This window comes from Ignavibacteria bacterium, assembly GCA_036262055.1.
In the GTDB taxonomy this organism is placed as follows: domain Bacteria; phylum Bacteroidota; class Ignavibacteria; order Tepidaquicellales; family Tepidaquicellaceae; genus DATAJP01.
The window spans coordinates 617,166-631,883 of sequence record DATAJP010000002.1 but is presented as its reverse complement, the minus strand read 5'-3'; the positions used below and the strand labels follow the sequence as shown (position 1 = coordinate 631,883).

Sequence of the window (14,718 nt, the reverse complement as noted above, 5' to 3'; positions counted from 1 at the left end):
TATACTAAATTTATGATTCCTATATCAAAAATTAAAAATTTATCCGAAAATCAACAAAAAATTATTAACATTATACAAAAAAACGAATTAAAGTGTAAAATTTCTATATCGAATGAAAACTTGATTTTAACTTTTACAAAAATTAAAATAGAACAAATTGCTGATAATTTATTTAGAACCCAGGACTTTCAAGAGATTCCTATAAAAGATTTAATAAGAATATTAAAAAAAAGAAACATGAGTGTCCTTCATTCTTGGTGTGGGGGATTTATTAGCACCCAGACAGGCGATCCTGTTTTTCGTTTTGACCCAAACTTTCCATTATGGGTAAAAGCAGGGTTGTTAGAGGATTATGATCCAAAAGAGAAAATAGAAATAGATTTTGGAATTGATGAAAAAGAAATTAAGAAAGCGATGACAAAATTAAATAACTTAATTGGATTAAAAAACATTAAACAAGAAGTTGACCAATTAATAAAACTGATTAAATATTATTTAGAAACTGGCCAAAATATAAAAAACCGTATTTCACTTCATTCTGTTTTCACTGGAAATCCAGGGTCTGGGAAAACCACAGTTGCTCGAATATTAGCTGATATATATAAAGCATTTGGCATCTTAGAAAAAGGTCATCTTATCGAGGTTGATAGAGCTGGGCTTATAGGAGAATACGTTGGTCATACAGCTACTAAAACTAAAAGTGTTATTAATAGTGCATTGGGTGGAGTTCTGTTCATTGACGAAGCTTATGCTCTTTCAAATAAGGGGATAACGATTTCGGTCAAGAAGCAATTGAAGCTTTATTAAAAGAAATGGAAGATCGTAGGGGAGAATTTATTGTAATAGTAGCTGGCTACTCTGACGAAATGAAAATTTTTATAAATTCAAATCCGGGCTTGGAATCAAGATTTGATAAAGCTTTTGAGTTTGAAGATTATAATAATGACGAATTGTTTGCATTAGCTGAAAAAATGTTAAAAGAACAGGGATTATATCTTAATAAAGATGCTAAAAAACAATTAAAGGTTATTTTAGAATCAAAAACTATATTAAAAAACAAAACATTTGCGAATGGTAGGGGTGTTAGGAAAATAGTTGAAGACATAATTAGGAATCACCATATTCGAATATATGATACTCCTAAAAATAAAAGAATAAAAGATACACATAAAAAAATTATTTTAGCAGATGTTCTTGGTTTTAATCCTACTGAAAGAAAATAATTAAGTCTTTAAATTTTCACAATATATTCATTTATGAGCGATAATTACAAGTTTAAAGAACTGAAAACCTATGCCGAGGATGAGTGGCTTTTCGGAAGCACAAAAAAATACCGAACCGTTTTTGAAGAGAAAACCGTAACGTATATTGACGCCGAATTATCTCTATACAATAAAAAGTTTGATGAAGAAGACTGGAAGCTTACTGTAAATCTCAAAGCATTCGACAGTAAAGGTGTAATGCTTTGTGATTTACCCGTTACAAAAGATGTTCTGAAAACTGAAAACATAATTTTCATACGCAACGGTTGGGGCAACAAAAATCCGGGAGCGTTTTGGAAGCGCGGTTCATATCGCTGGGAAGCATGGATTGACGGGCAGGTTATCGGTTCAAAAAATTTTTACATAGAAAATCAGGGCATCGTTACAAAAACACATAACCCTTATTTCAGAATAAAATCACTTAAGCTTTATGAATCGGGAAATGAAGCCGCTGATAAAATAACTTATCTCAAAACTTTTGATTTCGCCAAAACAAGATTTATTTATTTTGAATTTATTGCGGAGAACCTTGTCAAAGATAAAGACTGGTGGGCTTGTGAAATATTTTTTAACTTTGAAACCGATCTTAATGAGCTAAAAGGTCAGGATACACAATTTAGAGTTATAAACAAATCCGACAAAGAATTATTTTTTACAGGTGGTTGGGGAAATGCAAAAGGCGGAAGCTGGTTTAAAGGAACATATTTTCTTGATATTGTTTTTATGGAAGAAATTGTTGCGCGTCTTCCGTTCAAAATCGATACACACGACGAAGAAGCGGGAGAAAGCTACTACCAGGATGCGCTGAATGAGCCTGTCGAAACTGCAAAGGAACTCGAAACTAAATCATCACCCGAAAGTCCGACCTACGAAGAAGCTATAAAAGAACTGAATGAGCTAATCGGACTTGAGTCCATAAAGAAAAAAATAAGTGAATATGCAGATTATATAAAGTTTCTGAAGCTGAAAGAACAAAAGGGTTTAAGTGGAAAAGATAAAATTCAGCTTCACTCTGTGTTTACTGGCAATCCCGGAACGGGAAAAACCAAAGTTGCAAACCTTCTCGGCAAAATTTATAAATCGCTCGGGCTTCTTTCAAAAGGTCATGTTCATGAAGTTGACCGCGAAATGCTCGTCGGCGAATATATCGGGCACACAGCACCAAAAGTTAAAGATGCAATCAATCAGGCGCGCGGCGGAATTTTGTTCATCGATGAAGCGTATTCGCTGGCACGAAGCGGTGAGGACTCGCGCGATTATGGCAAGGAAGTCATCGAAATTTTAATCAAAGAAATGTCCGATGGTCCCGGTGATATTGCCATAATAGTTGCAGGTTACCCAAAGGAAATGGAATTATTTCTCAATTCAAATCCGGGTTTGAAATCCCGCTTCAATATGTATTTTAATTTCCCCGATTATACTCCCGATGAGCTTATGAGTATTGCAGATTATTATATGAGCAAAAGCGGAAACCAAATTACTCCCGATGCAAAAGCCTTTCTGCTTAAAGAAGTCATTGATGCTTACCGCGACCGTGACAGGACTTTCGGCAATGCGCGTTATGTGAACGGCATCATTGAAGAAGCAAAAATGAAAATGGGTTTGCGTATCGTAAAAGAAGGTGATGTAAGCAATCTAAAATCCGAAGAGTTTACTACCATTACACTACAAGACATCCAAAGTGTGTTCAATCAACGCAAATCAAAACCTGTTGATATTCCGATTGACGAAGAGCTTTTGCGTGATGCTCTCGCAAAGCTTAATAATTTAATAGGACTTGAAAACATAAAACAGGAGGTGAATGAAATAGTCAAGCTTGTGCGTTATTACCGTGAAGCGGGGCGCGATGTAAAAAATCTCATTTCTCTGCATTCTGTCTTTATGGGAAATCCCGGAACGGGAAAAACAACAGTCGCCAGAATCCTTGCAGACCTTTATAAAGCTCTCGGCATACTTGAAAAAGGTCATCTTGTTGAGGTTGACCGTTCGGGACTTGTTGCAGGTTACGTCGGACAAACCGCAATAAAAACAACAGAAGTTATAAACCGCGCAATGGGAGGAGTTTTATTTATTGATGAAGCTTATGCTCTTTCAAGCGGAAGAGGAAATGACTTTGGTGAAGAAGCAATAGAGACAATTCTTAAACAAATGGAAGACCGCCGCGGAGATTTTATTGTCATAGTCGCTGGTTATACAAATGAAATGGCTTATTTCATCGAATCAAATCCCGGTTTGAAATCCCGGTTTGACAAAGTATTTTTATTTAGAGATTACAATGCTGAGGAACTGTTTATAATTGCAGAAAATATCTTCAAGCAGGAAGGACACTATATGGATGAACAGGCAGCAGCGCATTTAAAAGAATATCTTAAATCTCTCGATGCAGTCCGTGATGAGCATTTCGGTAACGGACGCGAAGTCCGCAAAATCGTAGAAGAGGCTATCAAGAACCACCACATAAGAATAGTAGATATACCTAAAGAACAGCGCACTGAGGAGACATACAAAAAAATTACGCTCAGCGATGTAGATGAATTTGTTCCCATCGTCGTTCAAGGAAAACCAAAAATGGGCTTCAGTGTATAAAATCAACAATTGTAGAGACGCAACATCTTGCGTCTCTAAATGTAATTCTCCTTTCAGAGAAGGTTAGGAAGAGAACCCCGAAGTCATTCACGCGAAGGCGGGGGGAACCCTTTGGGTCATCCCATTCTTTTCAAATCAAAAAACTAAAACAATAAAGCCGTCTTAGAAAATTCCTAAAACGGCTTTATCGCTTTAACACAGATGTATGAAGAAATAGAAGGTACAGTAAACTTATTTTACTAACATCATTCGTTTTGTTTCTTTAAAACTTCCCGCGCTTAATGTATAAAAATAAATCCCTGAAGATAAACCTATTGCATTCCAATTAATCGAGTAACTCCCCGGTTGTAAAAATTCATTTAACAAACTTGCTGTTTCTTTTCCGCTTACATCAAAAATCTTTAAACTTGCAAATCCGAAATCGGCAATCCGAAATTCAAAATTCGTTGATGGATTAAAAGGGTTAGGATAATTCTGCTTCAACTCAAACTCATCGGGAATTTCTGTAGATGTATTTGTTATTTCCGTCGGAAAAATTTGCCCGCCGCCATCTGTGGTTTTTAAAATCACTCCGCCTTCACCGCATGCCCAGCCTTCCCAGTCAGCCAGATAGAAAAAACATTTATGAAGATTCTGCGTTGTGCCCGAAACCTGAAATCCCCATGTGTTCCCCTGGTTTGTTGATTTCATAATTACACCGTCATCACACACCGCATAAACTTTATCATTATTATTCTGCGAATATTGATAAGACCTTATTGTCCTATTTGTTGGCGCTGGAATTGTAAACCAATTACTTCCGAAGTCTGAGCTTTTCCGGATTAATCCGTTTTCACCCATTAGAAGCAATGGCGCATGAAACATTGGTAATGCATAAAAATTACTTGTTACACCCGGATTAATTTGTGTCCAGACATCCCCGATTGCATTTGATCTGACCACTACACCGCCGTCACCTGCGGCAACAACAAGAAACGCATCGCTAATTACATTGAGCTTCGCCGTAACTCCGCTGTTTTTTTGCACCCATGTAGCACCATTGTTGGTAGATTTTAAAATTACACCGTTGTCACCGCAAATCATTGTCCCGTTATCGGCAATGTATCTCAATGTTGAGGTAACAGGACAAGGCACAACATTCCATGTTTGTCCGTCATTGGTTGTTCTTAAAATTAATCCGTTCTCGCCAACCGCAATTAAGGGAGCACCTTGCACTTCAAGCCATGCAATGCTGTACAATTTATTTGTTGTTCCCGAATTCTGCTGAGTCCATGTCGCTCCGGCATTAGATGTAAATACTATTATTCCGTTATCTCCGCAAGCCCAGACCCTGTTGCGGACATCCGAATGGTCTGCTACTATACTGTAGAAATCATTTGAAGTGCCGGAATTTTGTAATTGCCAGCCGGCACTTAAAGTGCCGGTGGCAAGGAAGGTTAACAATAATATGATTTTTACAACTTTACTCATAGAAGTTACTTTTAAGATTGCATCTTAATTTACTTCACAAGAAGCATTCTCTTTGTGTCTTTTAGGTTTCCTGCTCTCAAAGTATAAAAGTAAACTCCGCTTGTAAGATTGCTTGCATTGAAGTTAAACTCATACTCGCCTGCATTTAATTCTTCGCTGACAAGTGTTGCAACTTCATTGCCAACCAAATCATAAACTGCAAGAGTTACAAGCTCTCTCGAAGGAATGCTGAAATTTATTTTTGTTGTAGGATTAAACGGATTTGGAAAGTTTTGTTTTAATTTGAATACATCAGCAATTGAGGAAATCGGTTCAACACCGGTTGTAACCGTTAGTGAACCGTCCATGCCCGGATGAAGAGTGCAAACATAAGTATAATTTCCAACCACAGTTACTACATATGTAAATGTTCCCGATGATTGTATCGGTGAAGCAAATGATGATGCTCCACCGGGAACTGATGTACTTGTTACGTCATGTGTTCCTGAAACCCACGTCCATCTGATTGTATCCCCTACATTTGCTGCAACGTTTGCAGGACTGAAAGTGGTGGTAAAACCGGGACCAACCTGAACAGTTCTTATTGTTGCATCAGCAGATGAAACTAACATCAACGAAACACAAAAAATAAATAAAGTAATTATTGTTTTCATAGTTTTATTTAGTTTATATTATGTCTTAAAAATTGTCGTATGTTTAACTACAGCAAAATAGAAAATACTTTTCTATTAATCAAGAGCTAATTTTTTATAAATTCATTTATTAATAAAATAGCTTCCTCAAGTTTTTGTGTAGTTCCTTGAAATGGATGAACTGCTCCAAAGGTGTGTCCGGTATTTTCCAGCAATTTTAGTTCGGAATTACCGTTTTGGCAAAGTGTATGAAGGGTTTCTGCGCTTGAATAATCTACCGAAATATCTTCTGTGCCGTGAATTATTAACCACGAGATATTAATTTTTCCGGCAGCTTTTTCAATATCTAATGCTTCGGCATTTCTTTCAAAATCTTCAAGAATTGATACATTCATTCTCATCATTTGTCCGGTTCTCGAATTTTGCACTTCCCAGTAACCCTTTTTCTTCCAATCTTCTTTCAAACGGTCTGAATATCTATCAAACGTTGAAACAGACGCAAGCGTAATCAGTTTTTTTACTCTCTTGTCTTTTGCAGCTTGTAATATAACAATGCCGCCGCCTCGTGAATGTCCGATTAAAATAATTTTATTTAAATCATATAAAAACTTTTCACGGTGATTTTCAAGATAATCAATAACACTTTCCAAATCTTCAAGCTCACGCGTAAAAGTATTTTCTGCAAATCTGTCTAGGCGCGTAAACTCTGTCAGCTCATTACCTTCTTCTCCAACCCCATTGTATGAAAAATTAAAGCTCACAACAAAATTTCCTTCAGCTGCGATTTTATCAAGCATATAAGGAAAGCAGCCCCAATCTTTAAATCCCTTGAACCCGTGACAAAAAATTACAAGAGGCATCAAATCATCAAGCCGTGTTTTCATAAAACGAAAATCGGTTATAAGATTATCACCGTATCTGTTGGGGATTTTTAATGATAACAGCTCAATCTGCACCATAAATCTATAAAATTAAATTAAAATTATTAAATTAAAATTATTGAGGTGAGAAAAACAAATTTATTAAAAAATTGGCTCTTCACATTTCACAGCTTCACAATTTGAGACATCACCGGTTCTTATATTCTATATAAGTATTTTGGTGCGTCGGGTCATATTGTATTAGTTTATCATAAACCGATTTGCTTCCGTAATCGAGAAATGTCTCTGCAATTTCTACACTCTTTTCATCAAAAAATATATCCGCATTAAATGCCTTAATTTCCTTTTTCTTTATGACAGAAATTTTCTCAACCGCTCTCAAAATATATTGATATGCATTGGTTTTGTTGAGTGCAAGCGAATCAAGCCCCATCCAATGATATTCGAAATAACTTTTTCTGAAATCTTCAAATCTCGGATTGGTTAGTTCCTGAACAAGCTGTAATCTTGATGGTTTGGAACCGCCGCCTGTTTCAGTCCATCCGGTTTTGTCGGTCATTAGTTTATTACAAATATCCTGAGCTTTTTGAAAATACTTTGTGCCTCCTTTGGGGTAATAAGAATCTTCGTCAAATCCGATGATAAGATATGCATAGTAATTCAGCAGACTTAAAAGAGGGTCAAATATAACGTCATTTTTCATGAACTGCATAGAGCGTGAATAATTAAAATTAACACGTTCATCAAGTATTCTTAATGTTGTTGTGTATTTTATCGGGTCTGATTTATTTTTTCTGTAAATTTCCCTCTGTGCAACCACAAATAACTGCGTATTATATTGGTCAAATCCGTTTGTACCTGTAAAGTTAAATTCAAACGTGCATTTGACAGGAGGTATCGGTTCATCATGCCATTTGTTACGGTTAAGATAATCTTCAACCTGAGTTTTAAATTGTTTCAGACGCTCGCGGGCTTCAATAGGAAGAGTCTGGTCATTAACATTAACAATTGCAAGCAAATCCTGTGAATATGTATTTTGTAATGCTCCGAACACCAAAAATACAAAAACCGTAAGTGATAATTTTTTTATATTATGATTGAAAAATAATTTCATTCGATTTCTTTAAATTAAAATTGTCTTTATAGATAATATTTTCAATTCATTTATTATTTGAACTGTTTAAACTAAACCGTTTTTTAAGCAGAATTAATGCTTATTTTAAGCTAATTTTATACTATAACTATTATTTATAGTGTTTTGGCGTGTAAAAGTTTCTTCTTAATATTCGATTTGCTAAAAGCAATTAAAAAATTTCAGAATTAAATACATATTTAAATTGAATTACATTGTAATCGGCGAACCTTGTGTTGATTTTGTCATCAAGAAAAACGGTGATACATTTAAAAGCTTTGGAGGAATTATATATTCCCTCATAGCAATGTCTGTTCTTGCAGATAAAAATGATGTTATATATCCTGTTATGAACGCGGGTGAAGATGAATATGACAATATTATCTCTTTGTTAGGTGATTATCCGAATATTAATACTACCGGCATTAATAAAACTAAATTCCCGACAAGACAGGTCAATCTGGATTATACTGATACAACAAAATCTGAACGGCAGGAATCTTCAACATCGCCAATGCTAAGTATCGAATTTGAAAAAATAAAACCATTTCTTGAGCTTGCTGATGCGGTTTTAATTAATATGATTTCAGGTGCCGACATAACGTTAGATACAATGAAGCAGATTAAAAATAACTTTACAAAAAAAATTCATCTTGATGTTCATAATCTTGTTATGCAGACTCATAAAGACGGTTCCAGAACTTATATCCATAACGATGACTGGCTTGAATGGTGCACAAGCGTTACAACTTTACAGATGAATGAACACGAAATCAAAGTTCTCACAAAAGAGAAAAGGAAAGAATATCATATTGCGGAAGAAGTACTGATTAACTCAAGGAAGGATGTCAAAGGGTTAATCGTAACACGCGGAGCAGATGGTTTATCCGGCTACACTATGAAAGAAAAAGTTTTTAATAATGAAAAATTCATTGACCTCGACAAACAGGATATATGCGCAATCGACAACCCTCATTATCTTGATGCGACAGGTTGTGGTGATGTTTTTGCTTCTGCGTTCACACTGGATTATTCAAAAAACAATGACTTCACAAAAAGCATGCACTATGCAAACAGGATAGCATCATATAAGACATCTTTACAGGGAATAGGAGACTTAAAAAAATTAAAATGAGAATATTTGTTACAGGTGCAAACGGATTATTAGGACAAACAATCATATCAATTTTCACGCGTGAATCAGACCATCAGTTAATAACAAGCGGAATCGAACCGGCTCCGCTTATTGATCTTGGACATCAATATGAAAAGCTCGACATTACGAACAAAGAAGACGTAAAAAAACTAATCGGGTTTTATGAACCAAAAGTAATTATTAACTGCGCAGCATATACCGACGTTGATAAGTGTGAAACAGAGCGCGAGCTTTGCTGGAAAGTAAACGTTGATGCTGTGAAAAACTTAATCATTGCGGCGCGAAGCAATAACTCAAAGGTTGTTCATTACTCAACCGACTATGTCTTTGACGGAAAAAACGGACCCTATACGGAAAAAGATAAACCCAATCCGATTTCGTTTTATGGTCGTTCAAAACTTGCAAGCGAAAATGCTCTCATAACAAGCGGAATAAATTATCTGATTTTACGAACTATGGTTTTGTTTGGAATCGGTAATAACATAAAACCGAATTTTGCCCTCTGGATGATTGATAAATTAAAACACGAACAGCCCGTTAACATCGTGACAGATCAGATTGGAAACGTTACAATTTCCGATGACCTTGCTTATGGAACCCTTAAAGCTATAGAAAAAGGATGCACGGGGATTTACAACATTGCAGGTCGCGACATACTTTCTCGATACAACTTTGCTATGAAAGTCTGTGAAGTATTCAAGTTCAAAAAAGCTTTGGTTTCAAAAATTCTAACTTCAGAGTTGAATCAACCTGCTCCGAGACCATTGAACTCAGGGCTTGTAACACTCAAAGCTCAAACCGAGCTTGGCTTCAAGCCGATGGACTCGCTTGAAGCATTAAGGTTATTAAAAGTTCAATTAGGATATTAAATTTCTTTTCTCATTCTAAAAAATTGAAGTCATTCCCGCGCAGGCGGGAATCCCAGTATTAAGGGGAAGAACATAAAAATTCCCCTCTCGAGAGGGGTGCCGCGAAGCGGCGGGGTGTGTTAAGTAAATACTCTTATCACCCTAAAATAAAAATTGAAGTCATTCCCGCGAAGGCGGGAATCCCAGTATTAAGGGGAAGAACATAAAAATTCCCCTCTCAAGAGGGGTGCCGCGAAGCGGCGGGGTGTGTTAAACCCACCACTGTCACCCTGGGGTACCCTTTGGGTCACTTGTTTCAGGGTCAACGTTATGTTGTTTTAATTATTTTATTATGTGTCATTCTGAGCAAAGCGAAGAATCTCTTTTTTAATATTTTGAATAAAGAATACTAATATATGCTCGACATAAAACTAATAAGAGATAATCCCGATACTGTAAAACAAAAACTGAAAACAAGAAACGAGGACGCATCACAAATTGATGCAATTCTTGCAATCGATACAGAACGTTTAAAGCTGATGCAGAAAGCAGACGAGCTGAAAGCGCTTCGCAATAAAGTTTCCGATGAAATCGCCGTAATGAAAAAAAATAAACAGGACGGCTCTGCAAAAATCGAAGAGATGAAAAAAGTCGGCGAAGAAATTAAACAGCTCGATGAAACTCTGAAAAATTTTGACGGCGACATTGATGTAATTTTAAGAAACCTCCCTGCTCTTCCGGCAGATAATGTTCCCATTGGCAAGTCTGCCGACGATAACGTCGAAACAAAAGTCTGGGGAGAAAAGAAAACATTCGACTTTAAGCCCAAAGACCACCTCGAGCTTGGAAAGTCTCTCGACATTCTCGACTTCGAACGCGGCACAAAAATTTCAGGTAGCGGCTTTCCTCTGTATAAAGGCAAAGGCGCAACTCTCGAACGCGCTCTCTGGAATTTCATGCTCGATACTCACATCACAAAAAACGGCTACAGCGAAGTTCTCACTCCCGTTCTCGTGAACCGTGCTTCTATGGAAGCCGCCGAGAAAGTGCCGAAATTTGAAGAAGATATGTATCACATGGAAAAAGATGACCTGTTTGCAATTCCGACTGCTGAAGTTCCGATTATAAATATTCACCGCGATGAAATCTTAAAAGACGAAGAACTTCCTATAAAATACTGCGGATTTACAAACTGCTTCCGCCGCGAAGCAGGAAGTTACGGCAAAGACACAAAAGGATTTCTGCGCGTTCATCAGTTCAACAAAGTCGAGCTTATAAATTTCTGCAAGCCCGAAGATTCTTATGAAGAGCTTCAGAAAATGCTCTGTCATGCAACCGGAATTCTCGAAGCATTGAACGTTCATTACCGTATCCTCGAGCTTTGCACCGCCGACCTCGGCTTTGCCGCAAGTAAGTGTTATGACCTTGAAGTCTGGTCTTATGCAGAAAACAAATGGCTTGAAGCATCTTCAGTCAGCAACTGCACCGATTTTCAATCGCGTCGCGGAAAAATCCGTTTCAAAAGAAATTCACCTGATGCAAAATCAAAAACAGAGTTTGTCCATATATTGAACGGTTCAGGACTTGCAACGTCACGCTTGATGGTCGCGCTTCTCGAGGCAAACCAGACCAAAGAGGGCAAAATAATTATCCCTGAAGTTTTAAGAGATTATACCAAGTTCGATATAATAGAATAAATTTTTAATTCTTAATTCAACACAAACGACTTGAATTGGAATTACATCACAAATTATCCCACAAATTATCCTAAGACTTGTTTATTTTTTCTTCTATTACTATTAACGCTTTTTAAGCTACCTGCTATTGGATTCGATGACATTCAGCCGTGGGATGAAGGCATGTATGCAGCCCGCGTTAATTCAATTTATCTCAACGGTGATTTTTGGGATCAGGCACAGCACTCCGTCGCAGGCATGGACTCGGGCTCACAGCCTCCTCTCGTTGTCTGGCTTGGATATTTCGCAACTAAGGCATTCGGCTTGCACGACTGGATTTTAAAATTAATTCCATTCATCTTCGGACTTCTTTCCGTCATCGTCATAACAATGCTCGGCAAAGAGCTTTTCGATTTCAAAACAGGGTTTCTCTCGGCGGTAATTTTTTCTTCATCTGTCTTATTCAGCATCTACATAAAAAGATTTCAACTCGATATCCCCGTTCTGTTTTTCATTCTGCTGCCATTTTATTTCATCGTGAAATTTTTAAAAACTTCGGAATACGAACACACTTTCTTTGCTGGAATCTGCTTCGGTTTATCATTAATGACAAAGCTACTTGTCGGCTTTATCGTCCCTTTAATCTTAATTTGCTTTCTCGTCACTTTATTCTTTCACAAAAACAATTTAAACAGGAAAAAAATTTTTACCGGAATTCTTATTCTTTCTTTCACCGGCTTACTAATCGCGCTCCCATGGCATTATCACGTGCTCGAAAAATACGGCGGCAGTTTCATCCAATATATTTTTGGTTTTCATATCTATCAACGTGCAGTTGAAGGAGTCGATGATAACACAAAACCCAGCGGAATCTTTTTCTATATCAACTATCTCTTAACCCTTTTCCCGTTTGCAATTCTTGTTTTCTATTCAATTTATTATGATTACAAAAACAAAATACAGAATAACTGGAAGCAATTATTTATCCACTTATGGTTTCTAATCCCGTTAATCTTAATTTCTTTTTTTAAAACCAAACTCGAACCATACGCATTCTTATTTCTCCCCGCTTTCACAATCATAACCGCAAGCTTCATTCTCAACAATCACTGGTCAGAAAAAGACAGGCGAAACATTTTTATTTTATTGCTCTTCAACATTTTTTGGTTTTTCCTCGGTGATTACAAACGATCTTTCTTATCTTTAATCACTATCAATCTTTTAATCAGCATTCCAATAATTCTCATTATAGCTCTATGCATATATTTACTGACAAAAAAAGACAAAATAAATTTTGATAAACTAATCTCACCTTACACTCTCACAGCCTTCACTCTTTTATTTTTCATCTTCAACAACATCTTTCTCTTCTTCAATCCGCCTGCGTTCGAAAATAGCTTCAAGCTTTCAAACATAAAAAACTATCTCGACGAAAAGAATGTAAGCGAATTCATTTATGTTTCGCCCAACTATAAGTACAATCCACAGTTAAGTTATTATTTTAATGGAGTTGACATGAATTGGAATAGGGGATATAAATGGAATCTCGTAGAGCTGAATGAAAACCCTTTGCTCGCAAAAGCAAAATTGGACAGCTTAAAAAATAATTATGATTATATAATAATAGAGAAGGACAACATAAACCGCGGCACATACTTTGAATCAACTTCGTTCATCCCTGACGGCTACCGCCTCCTCATGAAATACCACGGCTACGAACTATGGGGCAGCAACATCGAAAGCGATAGCCGGACTCATTTCATAAAATGAACTTTCAAAACGCAAACCTGTCCTTTGAATCTATTGGCGATTGTATCACCCTCGCGCTTGCCCCAAACGTAAGGTAGCTCCAAATCCACGTTACTAAAATCGATACTTTGTTTTTAAATCCCACCTGATACCACAAGTGAACAAACAGCCACAAAAGCCATCCCATAAATCCTTTAAACTTTAATCCCTTTGATTCTGCAATTCCGTCTTTTCTTCCTATTGTCGCCATCGTTCCTTTATCAACATAATGAAACGGTTTATTTCTTTTTTCACCCTTAACTTCATTCAGGATTAACCTTGCAACATATCTTCCCTGTTGCATCGCAACGGGTGAAAGTCCCGGCAACGGCTTTCCGTCCTGTTCGAAATGCGCAATGTCTCCGATTACAAAAATTTCGGGATGGTCATCAACCGAGCAATACTGGTTTACGATAATTCTTTTCTGTTTGTCGTGAGGCAGCTTCAACTCCTGTATAAGAGGCACCGGCTCTACTCCCGCTGCCCAGATAATCAGATGTGAATGCAAAACATCACCTTGTATAAAAACCTTATGCTGCTCGATGTTCTCTACCCTCGTATTCACCATAACTTTTACACCCCGCTCTTCAAGAGATTTCTTTGTATATTCTGAAAGCTTCTCATCAAAAGTCGGCAACAGTCTTGGTCCCGCTTCAATCAAAGTAATCTTTGCTTTGCTTGTATCAATTTTTCTGAAATCTTTTTTTATGATTGTATGCGAAAGCTCTGCTATCGAACCTGCCATCTCAACACCCGTCGGTCCGCCTCCGATAATAATATAATTCAGAAGCTCGCTTGCTTTTTCCGGATGGTTTTCTGCTTCTTCAAATGAAAACAAAATTTGTTTTCTTATTCTAAGCGCATCAACAAGATTTTTCAATCCAAGCGTATGTTTCTCCCATTCATCATGACCAAAATAACTTGTCCGCATTCCTGCCGCAAGAATCAGGTAATCATAATGAATCGAAGCATTGTTAAAAAAAACTTCATGCTTGTCAATGTCTATTCTCGTAACGTTTTCCATAATTACCGTTACGTTATTCAGCCCCTTTGTCAGATTTCTTGCAGGTATTGCAATGTCGGCAGGACTCAACACTGCGGTTGCTATCTGATAAAGCAGCGGAGCAAATAAATGATGGTTAGTTCTGTCGATTAAAGTAATCTTGAGAGATTTATCTTTCGATAATTTCTTTACTGCCTGTAGTCCGCCAAATCCCGCACCAATAATCACAACTTCTTTTTGCTTAGGCATAAACCGGTATATTAATCAGTTATACTATAAAAATC

At 36.9% G+C, this 14,718-nt stretch carries 12 protein-coding genes; 7 read left to right on the top strand and 5 right to left on the bottom strand.

The window, feature by feature from the left end; genetic code table 11:
* Positions 1-12 precede the first annotated feature (12 nt).
* From VHP32_04650 to VHP32_04640, 3 genes are read left to right on the top strand one after another with little or no spacing between them, the layout of a single operon-like run.
* Complete coding sequence (locus VHP32_04650) at positions 13-807, top strand: AAA family ATPase (GenBank protein ID HEX2787174.1); 795 nt, start codon at positions 13-15, stop codon at positions 805-807.
* 5 nt (positions 808-812) lie between these two features.
* Complete coding sequence (locus VHP32_04645) at positions 813-1,223, top strand: hypothetical protein (protein HEX2787173.1); 411 nt, start codon at positions 813-815, stop codon at positions 1,221-1,223.
* Positions 1,224-1,256: 33 nt separating this feature from the next.
* Positions 1,257-3,848 (top strand): AAA family ATPase, encoded by a 2,592-nt coding sequence (locus VHP32_04640; protein HEX2787172.1) that lies wholly within the window; start codon positions 1,257-1,259, stop codon positions 3,846-3,848.
* Between the two features lie 231 nt (positions 3,849-4,079).
* Here VHP32_04640 and VHP32_04635 read toward each other — a convergent pair whose 3' ends face one another.
* From VHP32_04635 to VHP32_04620, 4 genes are all read right to left on the bottom strand, one after another.
* Positions 4,080-5,318 (bottom strand): YCF48-related protein, encoded by a 1,239-nt coding sequence (locus VHP32_04635; GenBank protein ID HEX2787171.1) that lies wholly within the window; start codon positions 5,316-5,318, stop codon positions 4,080-4,082.
* A 29-nt stretch (positions 5,319-5,347) separates the two neighbouring features.
* Positions 5,348-5,971, bottom strand: a complete 624-nt coding sequence (locus VHP32_04630) for a T9SS type A sorting domain-containing protein (GenBank protein ID HEX2787170.1) — start codon at positions 5,969-5,971, stop codon at positions 5,348-5,350.
* Positions 5,972-6,057: 86 nt separating this feature from the next.
* The gene (locus VHP32_04625; protein ID HEX2787169.1) at positions 6,058-6,834 is read right to left on the bottom strand and encodes an alpha/beta fold hydrolase; all 777 of its coding nucleotides are present in this window, start codon (positions 6,832-6,834) and stop codon (positions 6,058-6,060) included.
* Between the two features lie 184 nt (positions 6,835-7,018).
* The gene (locus VHP32_04620) at positions 7,019-7,945 is read right to left on the bottom strand and encodes a DUF4835 family protein (GenBank protein HEX2787168.1); all 927 of its coding nucleotides are present in this window, start codon (positions 7,943-7,945) and stop codon (positions 7,019-7,021) included.
* A gap of 223 nt (positions 7,946-8,168) precedes the next feature.
* Here VHP32_04620 and VHP32_04615 point away from each other — a divergent pair, with 223 nt between their 5' ends.
* From VHP32_04615 to VHP32_04600, 4 genes are all read left to right on the top strand, one after another.
* A complete protein-coding gene (locus VHP32_04615) occupies positions 8,169-9,098 on the top strand; it encodes a carbohydrate kinase family protein (protein HEX2787167.1) in 930 nt (309 codons plus the stop codon).
* Positions 9,095-9,988 carry a dTDP-4-dehydrorhamnose reductase gene (gene rfbD, locus VHP32_04610; GenBank protein ID HEX2787166.1) on the top strand — a complete coding sequence of 298 codons (894 nt, stop codon included), beginning with the start codon at positions 9,095-9,097 and terminating at the stop codon, positions 9,986-9,988. The genes VHP32_04615 and rfbD overlap by 4 nt, the downstream gene beginning before the upstream one ends.
* A 395-nt stretch (positions 9,989-10,383) precedes the next feature.
* Complete coding sequence (serS, locus tag VHP32_04605; protein HEX2787165.1) at positions 10,384-11,664, top strand: serine--tRNA ligase; 1,281 nt, start codon at positions 10,384-10,386, stop codon at positions 11,662-11,664.
* A 30-nt stretch (positions 11,665-11,694) separates the two neighbouring features.
* The gene (locus VHP32_04600) at positions 11,695-13,413 is read left to right on the top strand and encodes a glycosyltransferase family 39 protein (protein ID HEX2787164.1); all 1,719 of its coding nucleotides are present in this window, start codon (positions 11,695-11,697) and stop codon (positions 13,411-13,413) included.
* A 4-nt stretch (positions 13,414-13,417) separates the two neighbouring features.
* On the opposite strand, the gene VHP32_04595 is transcribed toward VHP32_04600, so the two are convergent.
* Positions 13,418-14,683, bottom strand: coding sequence for an NAD(P)/FAD-dependent oxidoreductase (locus tag VHP32_04595; protein ID HEX2787163.1), 1,266 nt, complete (start codon positions 14,681-14,683; stop codon positions 13,418-13,420).
* Between the last annotated feature and the right edge of the window lie 35 nt (positions 14,684-14,718).

Coding starts and splice junctions, on each gene's coding strand:
- VHP32_04650 (HEX2787174.1), top strand. CDS start 13: ATGATTCCTATATCAAAAATTAAAAATTTATCCGAAAATCAACAAAAA.
- VHP32_04645 (HEX2787173.1), top strand. CDS start 813: ATGGAAGATCGTAGGGGAGAATTTATTGTAATAGTAGCTGGCTACTCT.
- VHP32_04640 (HEX2787172.1), top strand. CDS start 1,257: ATGAGCGATAATTACAAGTTTAAAGAACTGAAAACCTATGCCGAGGAT.
- VHP32_04635 (HEX2787171.1), bottom strand. CDS start 5,318: ATGAGTAAAGTTGTAAAAATCATATTATTGTTAACCTTCCTTGCCACC.
- VHP32_04630 (HEX2787170.1), bottom strand. CDS start 5,971: ATGAAAACAATAATTACTTTATTTATTTTTTGTGTTTCGTTGATGTTA.
- VHP32_04625 (HEX2787169.1), bottom strand. CDS start 6,834: ATGAAAACACGGCTTGATGATTTGATGCCTCTTGTAATTTTTTGTCAC.
- VHP32_04620 (HEX2787168.1), bottom strand. CDS start 7,945: ATGAAATTATTTTTCAATCATAATATAAAAAAATTATCACTTACGGTT.
- rfbD (HEX2787166.1), top strand. CDS start 9,095: ATGAGAATATTTGTTACAGGTGCAAACGGATTATTAGGACAAACAATC.
- serS (HEX2787165.1), top strand. CDS start 10,384: ATGCTCGACATAAAACTAATAAGAGATAATCCCGATACTGTAAAACAA.
- VHP32_04595 (HEX2787163.1), bottom strand. CDS start 14,683: ATGCCTAAGCAAAAAGAAGTTGTGATTATTGGTGCGGGATTTGGCGGA.